Source organism: Mycobacterium sp. (assembly GCF_035570115.1).
GTDB lineage: Bacteria > Actinomycetota > Actinomycetes > Mycobacteriales > Mycobacteriaceae > Mycobacterium.
The window spans coordinates 1-19886 of sequence record NZ_DATMLH010000046.1; the positions used below are offsets into that span (position 1 = coordinate 1).

At 66.0% G+C, this 19886-nt stretch carries 16 protein-coding genes; 9 read left to right on the forward strand and 7 right to left on the reverse strand.

Going from position 1 to position 19886, the window contains the following annotated elements; genetic code table 11:
• The 4 genes from VNW74_RS03065 to VNW74_RS03080 form a co-directional block, all read left to right on the forward strand.
• On the forward strand, positions 1 to 486 hold a 486-nt coding region (locus VNW74_RS03065), incomplete at its 5' end, for a DUF6912 family protein (RefSeq protein ID WP_325675139.1).
• 65 nt (positions 487 to 551) lie between these two features.
• Positions 552 to 1688, forward strand: coding sequence for a ferredoxin reductase (locus tag VNW74_RS03070; RefSeq protein ID WP_325675140.1), 1137 nt, complete (start codon positions 552 to 554; stop codon positions 1686 to 1688).
• A gap of 81 nt (positions 1689 to 1769) precedes the next feature.
• The gene (locus VNW74_RS03075; RefSeq protein ID WP_325675141.1) at positions 1770 to 3068 is read left to right on the forward strand and encodes a fatty acid desaturase; all 1299 of its coding nucleotides are present in this window, start codon (positions 1770 to 1772) and stop codon (positions 3066 to 3068) included.
• A gap of 10 nt (positions 3069 to 3078) precedes the next feature.
• On the forward strand, positions 3079 to 3600 hold the full coding sequence (locus tag VNW74_RS03080) for a hypothetical protein (protein ID WP_325675142.1): 522 nt from the start codon (positions 3079 to 3081) through the stop codon (positions 3598 to 3600).
• 6 nt (positions 3601 to 3606) lie between these two features.
• Here the strand turns inward: VNW74_RS03080 and VNW74_RS03085 are convergent, their stop codons facing one another.
• Entirely contained in the window at positions 3607 to 4641 is a 1035-nt protein-coding gene (locus VNW74_RS03085) for an LLM class flavin-dependent oxidoreductase (RefSeq protein ID WP_325675143.1), read from the reverse strand.
• A 58-nt stretch (positions 4642 to 4699) separates the two neighbouring features.
• On the opposite strand from VNW74_RS03085, the gene VNW74_RS03090 reads away from it, so the two are divergent.
• On the forward strand, positions 4700 to 5191 hold the full coding sequence (locus VNW74_RS03090) for an SRPBCC family protein (RefSeq protein ID WP_325675144.1): 492 nt from the start codon (positions 4700 to 4702) through the stop codon (positions 5189 to 5191).
• 17 nt (positions 5192 to 5208) lie between these two features.
• Here the strand turns inward: VNW74_RS03090 and rsgA are convergent, their stop codons facing one another.
• Positions 5209 to 6198, reverse strand: a complete 990-nt coding sequence (rsgA, locus tag VNW74_RS03095) for a ribosome small subunit-dependent GTPase A (protein WP_325675145.1) — start codon at positions 6196 to 6198, stop codon at positions 5209 to 5211.
• The gene (aroA, locus tag VNW74_RS03100) at positions 6195 to 7478 is read right to left on the reverse strand and encodes a 3-phosphoshikimate 1-carboxyvinyltransferase (RefSeq protein ID WP_325675146.1); all 1284 of its coding nucleotides are present in this window, start codon (positions 7476 to 7478) and stop codon (positions 6195 to 6197) included. Before aroA ends, rsgA begins: the two co-directional genes overlap by 4 nt.
• A 54-nt stretch (positions 7479 to 7532) precedes the next feature.
• On the opposite strand from aroA, the gene VNW74_RS03105 reads away from it, so the two are divergent.
• Both VNW74_RS03105 and VNW74_RS03110 read left to right on the forward strand, forming a co-directional pair.
• A complete protein-coding gene (locus VNW74_RS03105) occupies positions 7533 to 8285 on the forward strand; it encodes an SOS response-associated peptidase (RefSeq protein ID WP_325675147.1) in 753 nt (250 codons plus the stop codon).
• Between the two features lie 111 nt (positions 8286 to 8396).
• A complete protein-coding gene (locus VNW74_RS03110; RefSeq protein WP_325675148.1) occupies positions 8397 to 9944 on the forward strand; it encodes an aldehyde dehydrogenase family protein in 1548 nt (515 codons plus the stop codon).
• 117 nt (positions 9945 to 10061) lie between these two features.
• On the opposite strand, the gene VNW74_RS03115 is transcribed toward VNW74_RS03110, so the two are convergent.
• Complete coding sequence (locus VNW74_RS03115; protein ID WP_325675149.1) at positions 10062 to 13385, reverse strand: protein kinase domain-containing protein; 3324 nt, start codon at positions 13383 to 13385, stop codon at positions 10062 to 10064.
• Positions 13386 to 13569: 184 nt separating this feature from the next.
• Between VNW74_RS03115 and VNW74_RS03120 the strand changes: the two genes are divergently transcribed.
• Positions 13570 to 14445, forward strand: a complete 876-nt coding sequence (locus tag VNW74_RS03120) for a 3-hydroxyacyl-CoA dehydrogenase family protein (protein ID WP_325675150.1) — start codon at positions 13570 to 13572, stop codon at positions 14443 to 14445.
• A gap of 4 nt (positions 14446 to 14449) precedes the next feature.
• Here the strand turns inward: VNW74_RS03120 and VNW74_RS03125 are convergent, their stop codons facing one another.
• Genes VNW74_RS03125 through VNW74_RS03135 form a run of 3 tightly spaced genes read right to left on the reverse strand, consistent with a single transcriptional unit; the run spans position 14450 to position 18259 of the window.
• Complete coding sequence (locus VNW74_RS03125) at positions 14450 to 15016, reverse strand: AAA family ATPase (protein WP_325675151.1); 567 nt, start codon at positions 15014 to 15016, stop codon at positions 14450 to 14452.
• A gap of 52 nt (positions 15017 to 15068) precedes the next feature.
• Positions 15069 to 16490 carry an NAD(P)/FAD-dependent oxidoreductase gene (locus VNW74_RS03130; protein WP_325675152.1) on the reverse strand — a complete coding sequence of 474 codons (1422 nt, stop codon included), beginning with the start codon at positions 16488 to 16490 and terminating at the stop codon, positions 15069 to 15071.
• Positions 16487 to 18259, reverse strand: a complete 1773-nt coding sequence (locus VNW74_RS03135) for a DUF3556 domain-containing protein (protein ID WP_325675153.1) — start codon at positions 18257 to 18259, stop codon at positions 16487 to 16489. The genes VNW74_RS03130 and VNW74_RS03135 overlap by 4 nt, the downstream gene beginning before the upstream one ends.
• Before the next feature lie 177 nt (positions 18260 to 18436).
• Between VNW74_RS03135 and VNW74_RS03140 the strand changes: the two genes are divergently transcribed.
• The gene (locus VNW74_RS03140; RefSeq protein WP_325675154.1) at positions 18437 to 19723 is read left to right on the forward strand and encodes a PucR family transcriptional regulator; all 1287 of its coding nucleotides are present in this window, start codon (positions 18437 to 18439) and stop codon (positions 19721 to 19723) included.
• Positions 19724 to 19886: the final 163 nt, after the last annotated feature.

Below are 19886 nucleotides of genomic sequence, written 5' to 3' on the forward strand. Positions count from 1 at the left end.
ACCCTGGCCATGCTGCAGCAACTCGTCGCCGATGGTTCGTTGTGGCCGGTCAACGGCACCGCGTTCGCGGTGACGCCCAGACTGCGCGAAGCGTACGCCCAAGGCGACGACGACGAGTTGGGCGAAGTCGCGCTGCGCGAGGCTGCGTTGGCTTCGCTGCGGCTGCTGGCGGCGGCTTCGGAGCAGCCGGGTGCGACGTTCCCGCCGCGGCGGGCGGTGCTGGTCGCCGATGTCGGCGAGGTGACGCCGCGTCCGGATCTCGATGACGCCGTCGTGCGGATCGAGGCGCCGGTGGCGATCGAGGAGGGCGTCGCTGCATTCGTCGACAATGCCGCCGCGGAAGCGGACGTCTCGGCGGCGATCGCGGTCATTGACGAGGCTGATCTCGGCGACGAAGACGCCGAGCTGACGGTTGGCGACGCGCAGGACCACGATCTGGCCTGGTACGCCACCCAAGAGCTGCCGTTCCTGCTTGAACTGCTCTAACGCTAGCTACGGAACCGTAGGTTACGGTACCGTAGGTTAGACGATCGAGGGCAGGAGTTTCCCCAATGGACCGAAAGATCGCGCGAGTCACTGCCGACGTCGTCGACACCATGCCGATTACGGTGGCGGGCGTGGACACACACCCCGGCTGGTACGCGCTGCGCAAACTTGCCCAGCGCATCACCACACCGCTGCTGCCCGACGACTACACCCGACTGGCCAATCCGTTGTGGTCGGCGCGCGAGTTGCGCGGTCGCATCATCGAGGTTCGACGGGAGACGCAGGATTCCGCGACGCTGGTCATCAAGCCAGGCTGGGGCTTTGGCTTTGACTACGAGCCGGGTCAGTACATGGGGATCGGGCTGCTGGTTGACGGCCGCTGGCGATGGCGCTCCTATTCGCTGACGTCGAGCCCGGTCAAGGGCGCCCGCACGGTGACCATCACGGTGAAAGCGATGCCCGAGGGCTTCCTGTCAACCCATCTGGTGGCCGGCGTGCAGCCAGGGACGATCGTGCGGCTGGCCGCGCCGCAGGGCAATTTCGTGCTGCCCGATCCGGCGCCACCGACCATGTTGTTCGTCACAGCCGGCTCGGGGATCACCCCGGTGATGTCGATGCTGCGCACGCTGGTGCGCCGCGATCAGATCACCGATGTGGTCCACCTGCACTCGGCGCCCACCGCGGACGATGTCATGTTCGGCACGGAGCTGGAACGGCTGGCCGCGGATCACCCGGGATACCGGCTGCAACTGCGCACCACGCGCAGCCAGGGCCGGCTGGATTTGAGCCGGCTCGACAGCGAAGTGCCCGACTGGCGTGCGCGGCAGACCTGGGCGTGTGGGCCGGAGGCGATGCTGAAGGCGGCCGAACATGCCTGGGCGGCGGCCGGGGTCCACGAACGCCTGCACCTCGAGCGCTTCGCGGTGTCGCGCGCCGCACCGGCGGGCGCCGGTGGGACGGTCACGTTCGCGAAAAGCGGAAAAACCGCCGCGTCCGATGCGGCGACGTCGTTGATGGACGCCGGCGAACAGGTGGGCGTGCAGATGCCGTTCGGCTGCCGGATGGGGATCTGCCAATCCTGCGTGGTCGGCCTGGTTGAAGGCCATGTGCGGGACTTGCGAACGGGCGCGGAGCATGAACCCGGGACACGCGTGCAGACCTGCATTTCGGCGGCGTCGGGCGATTGCGTGCTCGACGTTTAGATGTTACTCACAGGTAACCTACGGTTTCGTAGGTTACGATAGCGTAGGTCAGTAACTGCAAGACTACGGAGAGGACAGGCGATGGCAATCACCGACCTAGACGTATTCGCGCATTTGACGGACGCCGACATCGAAAACTTGGGCATTGAGCTGGATGCCATCCGCCAGGACGTTGAAGACTCCCGCGGCGAGCGGGATGCGCGCTACATCCACCGCACAATCGCTGCACAACGCGCGCTGGAGGTCGCCGGCCGGGTGCTGCTGGCGGCTAGCTCGCGGCGATCAGCCTGGTGGGCGGGGACGGTCACGCTCGCCGTGTCCAAGATCGTCGAGAACATGGAGATCGGCCACAACGTCATGCACGGCCAGTGGGACTGGATGAACGATCCCGAGATTCACTCCTCGACGTGGGAGTGGGACATGACCGGGTCGTCCAAGCACTGGCGCTACACCCACAATTTCGTGCACCACAAGTACACCAACATCCTCGACATGGACGACGACGTCGGCTACGGCCTGCTGCGCGTCACACGCGACCAGCCCTGGAAGCGCTTCAACCTGCTCAACCTGCTGTTCAACACGCTGCTCGCGATCGGCTTCGAATGGGGCGTCGGGTTGCAGCATGTCGAGATCGGCAGGATCGTCAAGAAGCGGATGGACAACGGGGAAGCCCGGCAGCGGGTCGACGAGTTCCTAGGTAAGACCGGTCGCCAGGTGTTCAAGGACTACGTCGCGTTCCCGGCGGTGACCGCGCTGTCACCCGGCGCCACGTACAAATCGACGCTGAAGGCCAACGCGGTCGCCAACGTGATCCGCAATCTCTGGGCCAACGCCGTCATCTTCTGCGGCCACTTCCCCGACGGCGCCGAGAAATTCACCAAGACCGACATGATCGGCGAGACGAAGGGGCAGTGGTATCTGCGCCAGATGCTGGGCAGTGCCAACTTCAACGCCGGGCCGGCGATGCGGTTCATGAGCGGCAACCTGTGCCATCAGATCGAACACCATCTGTATCCGGATCTGCCGAGCCACCGGCTTGCCGAGATTTCGGTGCGGGTGCGCGAGCTCTGCGACAAATACGACTTGCCTTACACGACAGGCTCTTTCCTGGTGCAATACGGCAAGACATGGCGGACCATCGCCAAGTTGTCGCTGCCGGACAAGTACCTGCGCGACACCGCGGACAACGCACCGGAGACCCGCAGCGAGTCGATGTTCGCCGTGCTGGACGAGGACTTCGCCGGCACCGACCCGGCGACCGGACGCCGCCGGGGCTTGAAGACCGCGATTGCCACGGTGCGGGGTTGGCGCGCCGACAAGCGAAGCAAAAAGCTTGGTGGAAAGGCGCAACCGACTGGGCGGGACGACCTGGCCGCCTAGCCTTCACTACGTGGAGGTCATCACCGGACATCCGATCGTCGATGCCGTGCTGGATCGTTATCGCGGCGCCTTGGGTAACGCGGTGCCTACCTACCGAAACCACGTATACCGCTGCATCAACTACCACCAGCTGCTGCTCGGTGGCTCGATCCCCGACGTCGCGGCGCTGGCGTGGGCGGCCCACGATCTGGGCATCTGGACCGCGCGCACTTTCGACTACCTTGCACCGTCCGCCGATCTCGCCACGCATCATGCCCACGAATTCGGAGTCTCCGACGCCGATCAGCTGCGAGTGCTGATCACCGAGCACCACCGGCTGCGGCCATCGGACGATCGGATGACCGAAACCTTTCGCAAAGCCGACCTCGTCGATGTCAGCCATGGATTGCTGCGCGACCACATCGGACGCCCAGCCGTGCAAGCCGTCGTCGCGCAGCTGCCCTATCGCGGGTTTCACGCGTTCCTGGCCAAGGGTCTGACCGGCTACGCCGCGCGCCACCCGCTGCGCCCGCTGCCGATGCTGCGCTGGTAATCCCGCTCAGGCTGCTTCGGCGATGGCAACCAGTTGCTGCAACGTCGCCAGCTGCTGTTCGGGGTCACCTTCGAGCTTCGCCAGCAGCGTCGTGATGCCCGCCGCCCGGTAGCGGCTCACCCGCTCGGCGATGGCGGCGGGGGTGCCGAGCAGATTGGTGAGGCGGCCGAGATCGAGTGGCACCGCGCTGCGCGCCTCGTCCTGTTTTCCGGCTTGCCACAGTCCGGCGACCGTCTCGACTTCGGCCCCGTAACCCAGTCGGGTGAACGCGTCGTTGTAGAAGTTCTTGCCGCCCGAACCACGTGAGCCCATGGCGCCTATGGTGAACGCGTATCCGTCGGCGTGGCGGCGTGCCGCGGCGTCGGCGGCGGCTTGGTTGTCATGGAACTCGACCGCGACGGGGGCGACCAGGTCGAGCTGGTCGAGGGTGCGCCCGGCCTGCTGCGCTCCTTCACGCAACGGGCCGAAGAACACCTCCGCGGCTTCGGGGATAAAGGCGTTGCCCAGCCAGCCGTCGGCCATCTCGCCGGTCAGCCGCAGGTTTTGCGGGCCCATCGCAGCCACGTAGACCGGGACATGGTCGGGGCGGACCATGGGCCGCAGCGCGGCGCCGCGACTGTCCGGCAGCGGCAGCGGGTAGACCTCGCCGGCGTGCTCAAGCCGCTCGCCGCGGCTGACGATACGGACGATCTCGATGGTCTCCCGCGTGGTCTGCACCGGTTTGCGGAACCGGACGCCGTGCCAGCCCTCCATGACCCGCGGCCCGGAGGTGCCGATGCCCAAAAGGAAGCGGCCCGCGGACAGCTCCTGCAGGCTCAGCGCCGACGTCGCCAACATCGCCGGGCTGCGCGAACCCAACTGCACGACAAACGTTCCGAGCTTGATCGACGACGTCTTGGCGGCCAGATACGCCAGCCCGGTGAGGGCGTCGTAGCCCCAAACTTCTGGGATCCATAGTGAGGTCACACCGATCCGCTCGGCCGCCACTGCGAACTCGACAGCGCCCGGCAAGCGGGGCTCGATCATGGTGCCGACCTTCATGGCTGGCATGCTACAAGGACCGCCACCCCCACCGGCGGGTACCGAGAAGGATTAAATAATGCGTTATCGCGATCAACCCACAGTCGAAGTGACACAGCGCGTTCGGTGCGACGTTCGCACGGCATGGGAGCTGGTGACCGACATCGGCCTGCCCGCGCGGTGTTCCTCGGAACTCGAGGCTGTCGAGTGGCTGGACGGCGCCGAAGCGGTAGAAGTCGGCGCGCGGTTTCGCGGTCGCAACAAGCATGAGGCGTTCGGTGACTGGGCGACCGTCTGCGAGGTCGTCGAAGTCGAGGACGAACGCCGCTGGGTATACAACGTCATCGGGCCCGAAGGGGTCAGCGCGACATGGGCGTTCGAGGTCGAACCGGCCAGCGACGGCGTGCTGGTCCGCCAGTGGGGCCGGATGGGGCCGGGGCCGTCGGGGCTGACCCCGGCGATCGTCGCGCAGCCGGAGAAGGAGGCCAGGATCGTCTCCCGGCGCATTGCCGAATGGCAGCAGAACATGCAGGCCAACCTCGAACAGGTTCGCTCGCAGGCCGAAAGCTGAGGCGCCGCGGTTCGGGGTTACGTCTCGGTCAGCGCGGCTAGTAGCCGGCGCGCGGCGGCGACGCGACGGGCGGCCGGCCCGGTCAGGGCGTCCAGCGCGCATTCGGGATCGGCGGGTGGACCCAGGTGGCCGCAGCCGCGCGGGCAGTCCTCGATCGCCCCGGCCAGGTCGGAAAAAGCCTGCAGCACGTCGTCGGGTTCGATATGGGCCAGGCCGAACGAGCGGATCCCCGGGGTATCTATCACCCAGCCGGGGTGCTGACCCGATTCCAGCGGCAGCGCGACCGATTGGGTCGAGGTGTGCCGACCTCTGCCGATGTCGGTAACTTCGCCGACTGCCCGATCCGCCTCCGGTACAAGACGATTGACCAACGTTGACTTGCCCACACCGGAATGACCGAGCAGCACAGTAATTTTTGCAACTAATAGGTGTGCGACCGCGTCCAGCGGGTCGTCGCGGCCCGCGGTGATCACCGTCAGGTCGAGATCGGCGAACTGCTCGGCGAACGGCGCGGCGGGCGCAAGATCGGTTTTGGTCAGGCACAGGATCGGTACCAGACCGCCCGCATAAGCCGCGATCAGCGTCCGATCGACCAGGCCGGTGCGCGGCGGCGGGTCGGCCAGAGCGACCACGATCAGCAGCTGATCGGCGTTGGCGACGACGACCCGTTCGGTGGGATCGGTGTCATCGGCGGTGCGCCGCAACACTGTTCGCCGCGGCCCACGCCGGACGATGCGGGCCAAGGTATCCGGCCGACCGGAAAGATCGCCAACCACGTCGACGTCGTCGCCGACGACGATCGGTGTACGGCCCAGTTCTCGGGCCCGCATCGCGGTGACCCGGCGACCGGGATCGCCGTCGAGCACACATCCCCAGCGGCCGCGGTCGACGCTGACCACCATGGCCGGTTTTGCGTCGGCGTGCTCTGGGCGGGTCTTGGTCCGCGGTCGGGAACCCCGTCCCGAGCGGATCTTGACGTCGGACTCGTCGTAGTCGCCCGGCCTCAACCGCTGGACTCCGCAACCATGTCCGTCCACATCCGCGGAAAATCCGGCAGCGTCTTGGCGGTGGTGGCGATGTCGTCCACCTCGACACCGGCCACCCGCAGTCCGACGATCGCGCCGGCCGTCGCCATCCGGTGATCGGCGTAGGACTGCCAGGTCCCGGGCCGCAACGGCGCCGCGGTGATCTCCAGGCCGTCGGCGGTTTCCGAGCAATTGCCGCCCAGCCGGTTGATCTCGGTGCGCAGCGCGGCCAGCCGGTCGGTCTCGTGGCCGCGCAGGTGGGCGACGCCGGTCAGCCTTGACACCGAGCCCGGGGTGGCCAGCGCCGCGAGCACGGCCACCGCCGGGGTCAGTTCGCCGACGTCGCGCAGGTTTACGTCGAACCCGCCGTAGGATTGCGGCCCCTGCACCTCGAGATACGAATCTGATTGCTTCACAACCGAATTCAGTTGCCGCAGGATACTCAGAATCGCCTCGGCGGGTTGGATGCTGGCCGCCGGCCAGCCGGTGATGCGCACCGTGCCCGCGCTGACGACGGCCGCCGCGATGAACGGAACGGCGTTGGACAGGTCCGGTTCGATCAGCCAGTGCCGGGCCGCCAGCGTGCCCGGCCGCACCTGCCAGCGGTTGGGCGTGGCGTCGTCGACCTCGACGCCGGCTTGGCGCAGCATCGCCACCGTCATGGCGATGTGTGGTGCTGACGGCAGTGCCGGACCGGTGTGCTGCACGATCAGGCCGTCCGTGAACGACGCACCGGAGAGCAGCAGGCCGGATACGAACTGCGACGACGCCGAAGCGTCGATTTCCACGGCCCCGCCGGCAACCGATCCGCTGCCGTGCACCTGGAACGGCAGGCCGTCGCCGTCGACGTCGACGCCCAGGCCGCGCAGCCCGTCCAGCAACGGCGCGATCGGCCGGACCCGGGCCTGGTCGTCACCGTCGAAGGTCACCGCAGCGACTCCCAGCGCCGCCACTGGCGGGACGAATCGCAACACCGTGCCGGCCAAGCCGCAATCGATGCGGGTGTGGGCCGCCGGGGAGATCTTCCCGCTGACCGTCAGCTCTGCCGCCGACCCGTCGACATGCAGGCCCAACGCGCCCAGCGCGCCGATCATCAGGTCGGTGTCGCGGCTGCGCAGCGCACCGTTGATCGTCGAGACGCCGCCGTTCGCGGCGGCCAGCGCCGAAAGCACCAATGCGCGGTTGGTCTGGGATTTCGAGCCCGGCACCGTCACCGTCGCGTACACCGGCCCCGTCGCGCAGGGGGCGGTCCAGGTGCTCACGTGCTCCATCATCGCCTACCAGGCACCATGGAAGATATGTGCGGATGATTCGCAGTGACCACCGATCCGGCTGCGTTGGCCGAGAAGATCCAGGCGATCAACGAGGCTCGCTCGGCGGAGTCCGCTTCCGGACCGAACTACAACGTGGCGCCCACCACGACCATCACCACGGTGGTCCGTCGTCACGACGAACCCGACGACGAGCCCACCCGGCGGGTCCGGCTGATGCGCTGGGGGCTGGTACCGCCCTGGGTCAAGGCGGGATCTGACGGCGCGCCGGAGTCGAAGGGCCCACAATTGATCAACGCCCGCGCCGACAAGGTCACCACCTCGCCGGCGTTTCGCTCGAGCGCCAAATCCAAGCGCTGCCTGGTGCCGATGGACGGCTACTACGAATGGCGCGCCAACCCCGATACCGAAGCCGGCAAGAAAGCTCGCAAGACGCCGTTCTACCTGCACCGCGCCGACGGCGAAATGCTGTTCATGGCGGGGCTGTGGTCGGTGTGGAAGCCCAAGGACGGCGGGCAGGATGCTAACCCGCTGCTGAGCTGCACGATCATCACCACCGATGCGGTCGGCGAGCTCGCCGAGATCCACGACCGGATGCCGCTGATCGTGCCCGAGCGTGACTGGGATCGCTGGCTGGACCCCGACGCCGCGGCCGATCTCGCATTTCTGGCAACTCCGCCCGACGTGCGCGGCATCGAGATGCGTGAGATCTCGACGCTGGTCAACAGCGTGCGCAACAACGGGCCCGAGCTGCTCGAGCCTGTCGAGCCGCAGGCGGAGCAGACGACGCTGCTGTAGGGCCTGTATCAGCGGAGATAGGTAGTCGATTACTCTAGGTAGCTCACTCGACCGGTGGGAAGATCCTGCCATGGCGCGCATTCTTCGACGCGCCCTGGGAAGGGGTCCACGATGACCGCAATCCAGCCCAAGACCGACGCATCCACCATCACGGTCCGGAACCCTGCGGACGGACGCGTCGTCGGCACCGTACCGATCGAGACGTCCGATGCTGTCGCCGCGAAAGCTCGTGAGCTGCGCCTGTTCCAACCCGAATGGGAGGCCCTCGGCCCGCACGGCCGCAAACGCTGGCTGCTGAGGTACCAGGACTGGGTGTTCGACAACGCCGAGCACATCGCCGACGTGGTGCAGTCCGAGACCGGCAAGACACGGGTGGAAGCCAGCGCCGAGCCGGCCCTCGCCGCCACCCTGCTCGACTACTGGGCGGGCCACGCCGAGCGGTTCCTCGCCGACAAGCATCCACGCTCCTTCAACCCGCTCGCGGTGACGAAGAAACTCACGACTACCTACAGGCCGTATCCGGTGGTAGGTGTCATCACCCCCTGGAATTACCCGTTCGTGATGCCCGTGTTGGACGTGGTGCCCGCATTGGCTGCCGGCGCCGCCGTGCTACTGAAGCCGTCGGAGGTGACGCCGCTGAGCGCGGTCGAGTTTGTGCGCGGTTGGGCCGAGATCGGCGCGCCGCCGGTGCTCGCTCTGGCGACCGGGTACGGCGACACCGGCGCCGCCGTCATCGGCAACGTCGATTTCCTGCAATTCACCGGGTCCACCGCGACCGGCAGGAAGGTGGCGGTCGCGTGCGCGGAGCGGCTGATTCCGTACAGTCTCGAGCTCGGCGGTAAGGACCCGGCCCTGGTGCTGGCCGACGCCGACCTCGACCGGGCCGCCAACGGGATCACCTGGGGTGGCATGGTCAATTCCGGCCAGGTCTGCGTCTCTGTGGAGCGGGTGTACGTCGAGGCGCCGGTCTACGACGAGTTCGTGGCCAAGCTCACCAAAAGCGTCCAAACGCTTAGGCAGGGCCAGGACGACCGCAAGGTTGCGTTCGACGTCGGAGCACTGGCGACGAGCGCACAACGCGACATCGTGCAACGGCACGTCGACGAAGCGGTCGCAGCCGGTGCCCACGTGGTGACCGGCGGCAAGCCGACCGGGACGGGGACGTTCTTTGAGCCCACGGTGCTCGTCGACGTCGACCAGTCGATGTCCTGCATGACCGAGGAGACGTTCGGACCCACCCTTCCGGTGGTCAAGGTCGCCGATGAAGCGGAGGCGATCCGGCTGGCCAACGACTCGGTATACGGGCTATCGGCCACGGTGTGGACCGGGGACAAGGAACGCGGCGAACGGATCGCCCGCCAGCTCGACGTCGGCGCGGTCAACATCAACGACGTCCAATCAAACTTGTTCGCCTGTGATCTTCCCATGGGCGGCTGGAAGCAGTCCGGTGTCGGCACCCGCTGGGGAGGTGCCGCCGGGGTTCTGAAATACTGTCGCCCACAAGCGATCACGTCGCCGCGGATACCGACGCAAGCCAAGGAGTTGCTCTGGTATCCGGCTTCGCGGCGGCGCGCCAAGTTTGCGATGGGCCTGTTACGCGCGTCCGTGGCGCGCGGTGTGCGGCGGTTCGGTATTGCGCCAAAGGGTGTGGCCCGATGAAGTGTCAGGCGCGGGTGCCGACGCCGCGCTAACGGCTCGAGCGGATCAACGACGTCATCGCCGACATGCGTGACGGCCGAAACATGCGCGGTGTGCCGGGGCCGCACCATCTCAGCGTCACCCGAGTCCGGCATCGTGGAGCAAACGCGATAGTCCGACTTCATTGCACCGCGCCACGGCACGCGGCAACACGACATCGGCATCATCGGTTCTGCCTGTTGCCATCAGAGTTTCGGCCAGCAGCAGTTGCGCGCTTAGCGCCGCCAATGGTCTTCGCTCCTGATCGATTCCGGCGAGTAGGTCGGCTGCGCGTCGGCACGCCTGCTCCCGGTCGTTCTCCGAATCGCTCGCGGACAACAGCCGGATCCCGGAGTTCTCGTCGAGTTCGGCTGTGATCATGGCGATTCCGTTGCCCTGAGGAACGACGCGGGTAGCTCGCAACCGGGCGGCAACCTCCGGCGCGATCTCGATACGCAGCCGGACCCGCTCGTTGTTGATGGCGGCCGCCAGCCGTGGCATTTGCAGCTGCTCCGCCGCCTTCATGCCCTCGGCGAGGCGATCGACCGCGGCGCCACGATCCCCTTGCAATGCCTTGATTTTCGCGCCGATCACGTACCCGGCGATCATTGAGTCAACTCCGCCGCCCTCGGACCCCAGCTGGTAGCTTTCGTCCATTAGACGCATGGCCTCGGCCAACTCGTCGGTCTCGTAGAGCAATTCGCCGAGAAGCGCACCGGCCAGCCGTGCGGCGTGCGAGTGCGGTCCGACTGTCGCGCCCATCTCGTACCCTTCCCGGAAATTCTTGAGGGCGGAAGGGATGTCGAGCCGATACCTGGCGGCGATACCGCCGAAGCAGCGTGCGTAGACACTCGCGAATGGGCCCAGCATCTCCTGGTAGGGCGCCGCCCACGCGAGCAGTCGGTTCGCGGCGTCGAAGTCGAAGCGGTAGATCGCGGCGAACGCTGCAAGATTTGCCGCCACGCCGGGAACCCGGGGATGGAAGGTGTCCGGTCGCGACAATGCTTCGGCGACCAGATGGTCGATGGTGTCCACCCGGTCGGCGAAGATGTCGCCGCATCCGCGCACCACGTCGGCCTCGACATTCAGATCAGCCCGCATCGCGTCGGTGAGGTCTGCACGATCCAGGGCCACTTCGAAAGACTTCAGCGCAGCCGCGGCGGGCGCCAGGCGCTGCAGCAGCATGTTCGCCCATACGATGCTCAGTTGCAGCCGTGCCCGCGAAGCCACCATCCGCGGCGGTAACTTTTTGACGATTCTGAGCAGGGTCGTCATGTTCGACTGCTCGAGGAGGTTGGTCTCGTCCTGTTCGACCAAGTCGACCGCGTGTGTAGCGTCGCCCGAGGCCAGCGCGTGGTCGACGGCCTCGTTGAGGTGGCCGTGTTCGGCGAACCAGTCCGATGCGGTCCGGTGGAGTTGTTCGACCCGCTCGGGTTGGTCACGGTCGAGTCGGTGGCGCAGGAATTCGGCGAACATATGGTGGTAGCGAAACCAGTTCGGGTCCTCGTCGATCCGCTGCAGGAACAGGCCGCGCCGCTCGATCTCTTCCAGCATCGCTTGCCCGCGGGGTACTTCAGCAAGCGCGGACGCCAGCACACCACAGGTCCGCTCGGTAATCGATGTCGTCAGCAGGAACTCGGTCATCTCCGGTTCCAGGCTGTCCAGGACATTTTCGGCCAGGAATTCGCCGATCATCTCGGTCGCGCCGGATAGTCGGCTTAGAAGGGCGTTGGTGTCGCCGCCGCCGCGCAGGGCAAGCGCCGCCAGCTGCAGCGCGGCGACCCACCCCTCGGTCGACATGGTCAACGTTTCCACGTCGCTTTCTGACAGCTGCAGGCCGTCAACGTCGTTCAGCAACGATCGAGTCTCGTCGATGTCGAAACGCAATGAGTCAGAGTCTATTTCGACCAATTCATCCAGCATCCGCAACTTGCTCACCGGCAGCCCAGCGCGCGACCAGCTGGTCACGATGATCCGTAGGTGATGGCATCCATGCTCGAGCAGAAAACCGAGAGCGGCGATGGTCGCTGTGTCCGACACCCGCTGCCAGTCATCGATAACGACCGCCATCCGATCGTCTTTTTCGTGAATCTCATCGATGAGCGCGGTCAAGACGTAGCGGGCGGCGTCGTCGCCGTGCTCGTCGAGCACCTGACTCAATGACGCGGCGAGGGCGGGACGGACCCGCCGGACCAACTCGAGCAGATGCGCCAGGAACCACACCACGTTGTTGTCGTCGTCGTCCATCGTCAGCCAGCCGACCGCGACGCCGTCGCGCGCGAGCTCCTCTCGCCACTGGGCCGCCAGCGTGCTCTTGCCGAAGCCCGAGGGCGCGTGGACAAGGACCAACCGTCGCCGGCCGCCCGCCCGGAGGACGTCCAGCAGCCGGTTGCGGGCCACCAGCGATTGGGTCGGAACCGGTGGTCGATACTTCGTCGTCGGTGTTGGGGGCGTCGGCGTGGTCGTGTCGCGCCGGACCGCCGTCGGGCCCGCGGGTGGCGTCCGATGCTCCACACCTAACTCAACGGGACGGGCCATCTCGTCGACGGCGGCACCGAGAATGCGCTGGACCTGTCGCAGTTCGTCGCCGAACGCCGTCGCGCTGGCCGGACGAGCAGCGGGATCCGGGACCATGGCCCGTTCGATGACCCCGGCCACGTCGGCCGGAAATCCGTGCTCCCGCAAATCAGGGATCGGTTGTGAGGTGATCCGGAGGAATTGGGCGACTACCCGCTCGCCGGTGCGGCGCTCGAACGCGGCGTGGCCGGTCAACGTACAGAACAGGGTCGCGCCGAGCGAATACACGTCTGACGCGGGTGTGGGTGTCTTGCCCTCGAGCACTTCGGGCGCGGTAAACGCGGGTGAACCGGTGATGACGCCGGTGGCCGTCTGGAAGCCGCCGGCGATCCTGGCGATACCGAAGTCGGTCAACTCGGGTTCGCCGTACTCGGTCAGCAGGATGTTGCCCGGCTTGACGTCACGATGCAGGATGTTCGCGCGATGAGCGGCATCGAGCGCACCCGCCAGCTTCACGCCGATGCGCAGCGTCTCACACCAATCCAGTGGCCCGTGCTGGCGGATCAGCGCTTCGAGTGAATTCTTGGCGTGGTATGGCATCACAATGAACGGCCGGCCCGTGGTCGTGGTGCCTACCTGCAGGATGGTCACGATGTTGGGGTGGCCGGAGAGCCGACCCATCGCGTGCTGCTCGCGCAGGAAGCGGTCGAGATTTTCCTGGTCAAGGTCGGCGGTCAGCACCTTGACGGCGACCGTGCGATCCAGCAGGGGCTGCGCGCATCGATACACGACGCCAAAGCCGCCGTGTCCGATTTCGGCGATATCTTGGAATCCCGCGTCGCGCAGCTCCGCGGGAAGTTCAGGGAACAGATCCCGCGGCGACGCATGCTGATCGACGTCGGCCATCAACGGTCACTATCTCACTCGGGAGGTCGTTGACCTCTGCTACCAACCACAAATATCGGTGACCCCATGGACCGACTATGCCATCGAATCGATCCCACCCTGTTGTCGACCGACGACAACACCCTGTCCATCTTTGTCGTATACCGACGGAGGTGCGTGCGCGGCCGCCGCTTAGCATGTATGTGTGACTGGTTCATACACCTACACTTTCGAGGACATCCGGAACCGTCCCGTGGCGGTGATCGGGGCGGGAACGTTGGGTCGGCGCGTTGCGCTGATGCTGGCCAGCCGTGGCGGAACCGTGCGGGTCTTTGCGCGCCGCGCCGAACAGCGCGCCGCCGCGACGGCGTTCGTCACGGAGAACCTGCCGAAGCTGTTGGCCGACCGAGGCTTCGGCGAAGTTGGCGTCGCGGTGGGCGCGGCTTCGCTCGAAGAGGCGTTGGACGGCGCCTGGCTTGTCGTCGAGTCCGTCTCGGAAAAGCTCGAAGTCAAGATTCCGCTGTGGGGTCAGATCGACCGGGCGGCACCGCCGGACACCATCTTCGCGACCAACTCGTCGTCATACCCGTCGCGTCTGATGGCCGAAAACGTCCGGGACAAAGCGCGTTTGTGCAATACGCACTTCTACATGCCGCCGCAAGTCAATGCCCTCGACTTGATGTCCGACGGTGAGACCGACCGTGGTCTGCTCGACACTCTGTTGACCGTCCTTCCTGAATTCGGCGTCTACCCCTTCGAGGCACAGCGGGAGTGCACCGGCTTCATCTTCAATCGCATCTGGGCCGCCATCAAGCGCGAGTCGCTGGCCGTGGTCGCCGAGGGTGTGGCCCGTCCGGAGGACGTTGACGGGATGTACAAGCTCAATTTGGGCGCGCCCGCCGGGCCGTTCCAGTTGATGGACCTCGTCGGCCTGGACGTCGCTCTTGACGTCGAGAACCACTATGTCGAAAAGTTCCCGCATCTGCCGAAAAACGCGCGGGACTTGTTGCAGAGCTACGTCGACGCGGGCAAGCTCGGCGTCAAGACCGGCGAGGGCTTCTACACATATCCGGGGTCCTGAATCGTTACTTCGCGTTGCACCGCATGATGAAATGCCCTGTCGCGACGGCCTCCTGGATGCGCTGCGCGGTGGCAGTTGGGTCCAGGGCGGTCGAGTCGATCACGTGGTGCTCGTAGACTCCTAGGTCAGCGAATTGGCGATACATGTCCAGGATTGGCTCGGTGCGGGTAAGCGCGTCAGGACCGCGGTCTCGCGCGCGCTGGACGGTGCTGGCCTCGTCCGGACGCAGGACGAGATAATGAATTGGCGCGGATGCGAAACCTGCTGCAGTGCAGAAGTGTTCGATGAACCAGGGTCCTACGATGCCGTCTACGATCACGTGGTATCCGCCGCTGGCGTAGCCGGCCGCGGCGTGCGCAAGTGCAGTCATGACAACGGCGTTCTGCTGGTTCGCCTCTGGCAGATACGGGGGTATGGCCCCACTGCGAATGAAGTGCCAGAAGTCGTCGGCGTGTAGGTGTACAGCGAGGGGGTAGCGCTGGACAAGGATCGCGGCCACGGTCGTTTTGCCCGCCCCGGGCGGCCCGGTCAGCACAATGAGACGTCCGGGCGCGGCCGGACCGGCATTCATGAGCGCCAGCGTAACGTTCCTGCGGACCACGACTCGGAATCCCGCAGCGGCGTTACGCCTGCCGCGCCAGGTAAGCGAGCGCGAGTGTGGCGGCGTTGGCGCCGCACATGCCGTGTGCTCCTGGTCCCGGCGGGGTGGCAGCCGAGCAGATGTATCTGCCTGGCAACCCAATAGTGTACGGCGACAACGTGATTCGCGGACCGAAGGTCAGCTGGCGAATGTCCTTGGCGCCGGTCATGATGTCGCCGCCGACATAGTTGAGGTTGTAGGCGGCCATTTGCGTCGTCGAGCGAACTATTGACCCGACAATGCGTTCCCGGAAACCGGGGGCGAACCGCGCAATCTGGGCGATGATCGCCTCGGTCGCGTCGCCGGTGTAGCCGTTCGGGACGTGCGCGTAGCTCCACACCGGGTGAACGTTGCCCACCGAGCGTTGCGGGTCGGCCAGATACTGCTGACCGACCAGAACGAAGGGTCGCTCGGGCATGCGTCCCGCGTGGATGTCACGCTCGGTTGCGGCAAGTTCGGCGTAGGTCCCGGCCAGGTGCACCGTACCCGCCCGGTGGGCGTCCGGGTTCGTCCAGGGCACACCGCCGTCGACGGCGAAGTCGACTTTGAATGCACCCGGACCGCGCCGGAACTTGGTGAAAGCGCGGGCAACACGGCGTGGAAGACGGTCGCCGAGGATCGCGGCGACCGCGCTCGGCGCCAGATCGAACATCGTGACGTCCGCGGGCGGCAGCTGCGACGCCGTCTGGATCGGGACACCGGTCTCGATCTTGCCGCCCAGCTCGCCTAGCAGGGTCACCATCGCGTTGGTAATCGACTGCGATCCACCTTCGGCCACCGCCCAGCCATGCCGGTGGCCGGCCGCGATGATGCCCATGCCGATCGCTGAGGTCATCGGGTAGTGCAACGGCCGGAAGGCATGGGCCGCAACGCCTCCGAACAAGGCGCGCCCCTCGTCGGTGCGGAACACCCTGGCGAACGCGGACGCGGGAAGTACGGTGGGTGCACCGAATCGGGCCAGCATCAGCGGATGGTGCGGCAACCGCAGCAGGGGCCGCATGATGTCCTCGCTGAGTGCGTCGAAGTTCTCGGTCGGGTAGCCGAACGCGAGCTGCCACCGGGATCCGTCACGGCCGAGGCCGGCTGCGGTCTGCTGCACCGAGCGGTGCAGCACCCCGGCGCTGCCGTCGTCAAGCGGGTGGACACAATCGATCTCCGGCCAGCGCCACGACAGTCCGTACCGCTCCAGGTTGAAGCGGCTGAGGAACTGCGAGCCGATCGCCATCGGGTGGATTGCCGAGCAGTGGTCGTGCAGCAGACCCGGGATGATCGCTTCGCTGCTGCGGGCGCCACCGCCGACCTCGTCGGCGGCTTCGAGCACGGTGACCGAAACGCCTTCCGCGGCCAGGGTTATGGCGGCGGCGAGCCCGTTGGGCCCGCCGCCAACCACCACTGCGGTACTCATGCCAGCGCTCCGCGCTTACTGTCGCCCAGCGACCAGGTCACGTGGAGGGGAATCGGGCCGTTGGGCAGCCAGGGCTGTTCGGCAACCGCGTCGGCCACCTTCCAGGTGCCCCGCTCGACGACCCCGAGTGCCGCGTCGATCAACTGGTAGTGCTGAACGCCGCTGCCGAAGGCCTCCGACTCGACCCAGGCGATCACACACTCGCCCGGCTCGAATCCGGCTTGGCGCTGCACGGCCTGAATCATGTCTGCATCGTGCAGGTGGCCGTCGCCGAAGTTAAAGCCGATCAGCGAGTTGCACACGAATTCACCTTCGCGCACGGTGCGGGTATCGATGTCAGGCAGGTGGGTCAACAGCAGTGAGTAAAGGCCGCGCGCCTGGCTGTGCAGGCTTCGCCACGCGGTCGTCTTCTGCAGGGTGATCTCCGCCCACTTCGGCTCGTAGCCGGCCGCGATGAACTGGTCGATCTGGTTGGACGCCGTGCGGGTGACCCGGTTCAGCTTCTGCTCGGTACCCGGCGCGAACGTCCACACCGCCGAGGCCCAGTTGCCCGCGTATTGCCGCATCGCAGGCAGGAAGGACACCTTGTCCGGACGCAGATTGCCCAGGATTGGGTAGAACAGCAGCGCGGCGGCGATGACCAGAGCCAGCCACGGCGGCGACATGTTCCACGGGGCGTATCCGCTCCAGTTCGGGAAACCGAGGAACAGGAAGATCGTGGTGTAGGCGAATACGACGTTCCACTCCAGCGGCACCGCCAACGGGAAGGTCGAGATGATGAACAGGTGGAAGCCCACCATCAATAGCGCGGCAACCAGCGTCACCCATTTGTTCGTGGAGAAGAACAGGACTAGCGGGGCAGCGATCTCGACCGTGGTGCCGTTGACGTGTGCCATGAAGTCCGCCAGCCGCGACGGCCGCATGTCGCGCCCGAAGTCGCGGTAGTGAGCTCGCCGCACCCATTTGGGCGCGAATATCGTGTTGCTGACCATCGGCGGAATGACGTTGGAGAAGTGCTTACCGAACTTCGAGAAGCCGGCGCCGACCCAGACGACCAGGATCAGCATCTTCAGCGCGATGATCATGTTGACAAATGGCAGCGCACTGAAAAAGAACAGCGCGGGCAAATACTGTTCGCCGCGGGCGGCCAGGAAGATGGTCTTGTCGCGCAAACCGATCAGCACCAGCAGCACGATCGGCGCGACCAGCAGGGCTGGGCTCACGAGGCCGGATATGTTGTGCGGCAGCGCTTTTGAGAAAGAATCGCTGTGCACACCGGGTGACAGCAGCGCGACGGCCAGGCTGACCAGCAGGGCCAGGTACACCGCGACGTCGAACCAGGTGCGCCGGTCGCCATTGGTGAATGGCACCCATTTCCATGGACGCAGCCGGATTGTTCCCGTTCGGGCCCAAAACAAGATGCCACCGGTCATCGGCTTGACCTTGCCGGCCAACGGCCCCCAGGAGCCGGCCACACCAATCGTCTCGAGCAGTACGGTCCACAGGATGACCTTCTGGTAGACGATCGGTTGGTTCCACCATTCGGTGACATGCCAGAACGCGGGCAGACCCGATGTCGCCGTCGCGACGGTGATGCCGCCGATGGCGAAGAAGATCAGCTTCGCGATGTACATGGTGTGGATCATCTTCGGTGAGCCGAAGCCTTTTTCACCCCAGTCGATGGCCAGGATGCGCATCCGCTCCATCAACGGCTTATGCAAGAAAGTATCCGGATCGACTGCGGCGAAATCCGGTTGTGTGAACCCCATTGTTCTCGCTCCTTCTGATCAAGGTTTCGCTCACGAATGCGACAACGGTAGGCGCCGGGGGGTCCCAAAAACAGTGGTAAGCCGACTAAGGTGCGTGACGGCGTTGTTGCCCGAAGACAATGGTTGAGCATGGGGAATCGTCAACCAGCCGTCCAACAGTCGTCTACCGTCATAGTGGTGACAAAACCGCGTCTGGATAACGACGTCGAGGTGAGCCGGTACGTCGCCGAAACTGCCGACCGGTTGCTCCAGCGGCTGGCGGCCGTCTCGTCGGACGTCCTTCGGACCCTCGAGGACCAGATTCCCGAGCTGCGCGGCGATGCCCAGCTCATGGAACTGCTCGGTGCCAGCGTCGACGGAAACGTCGACACCATTTTGCACGCGATGCGCTACGACATCGGCGTCGAGCGCATCGAGGCGCCGACCACAGCATTGGAGTATGCGCGGCGATTGGCACAGCAGGGGATGCCCGTCAATGCGCTGGTTCGCGCCTATCGACTCGGGCAGCGCCGGGTGAACGAGCTTGTTTTCGCCGAATTGCGCGCGATCGATATTCCGGAACCGATGAGGGTCGGGGTCATCGAGGCGATGACTGGCACGTTGTTCGAATACATCGACTGGATGTCGCAGCAAGTCGTCGCCATCTATGAAGAGGAACGCGATCGCTGGCTGGAAAACCAGAACAGTCTGCGCGCCCTGCGGGTGCGGGAGGTCTTGACGGCAACCAAGCCGATCGACGTGGATGCGGCGACCACCTCGATCCGTTATCCGCTGCGGTGGCACCATCTGGGGCTGGTCATGTGGTACCCGGACGCGGGCATTGAAGGCGACCAACTCGGCCGGCTGCAACGCTATCTCCGCGAACTGGGCGAATCCGCAGGTGCGGCTGCCAGCCCGCTCTTCGCCGCCGCCGATCGCAGCTGCGGATGGGGTTGGCTGCCGTACCGTGCCGCGGTGGCCGACGCCTCGGACAAGGTTCGCAAGTTCACGCTCGCACGACCGGATTCCCCAAGCGTGGCAATCGGGACCATGGCCAGCGGTGTCGAGGGTTTTCGTCAGTCGAACCGGGAGGCGAAGACTGCCCGCAGCGTCGCCGTGATCGCCAAGCGGCCGGAGCCGACGGTGATCGCGGCGACCGACCCAGGCCTTTCCGTGGTGGCGCGCCTGGGTGGTGACGTGGCCGACACCCGCGATTGGGTGGCCGCCGTACTCGGCGACCTCGCCGCCGACAACGAGAACGACGCGCGGCTGCGCGATACATTGCGGGTGTTTCTGGGATGCGGCTCCAGCTATAAGGTCGCCGCCGAGGAACTTAACTTGCACTTCAACTCGGTGAAGTATCGGGTTGGCCGGGCGGTCGCCCGGCGTGGTCGTGAGATCGGCAGCGACCGGCTCGACGTCGAACTCGCGTTGCTCGCCTGTCACTGGTACGGCCCCGCGGTTCTGCAGCCGGGCGCCCCATAAAACCAGTCGGGGCCACACCCGTAGGTGTGGCCCCGACTGGGATGACTGAGGTCAGGCGGCGGCGGGAACGAGGCGACGAGCCGCAAAGCCGGCGGTGGTGGCCGGGCGGTGGTTGCCTTGCATGACGTGCACGAGGGTGACGGCGGCCGGGATGAGGATGGGG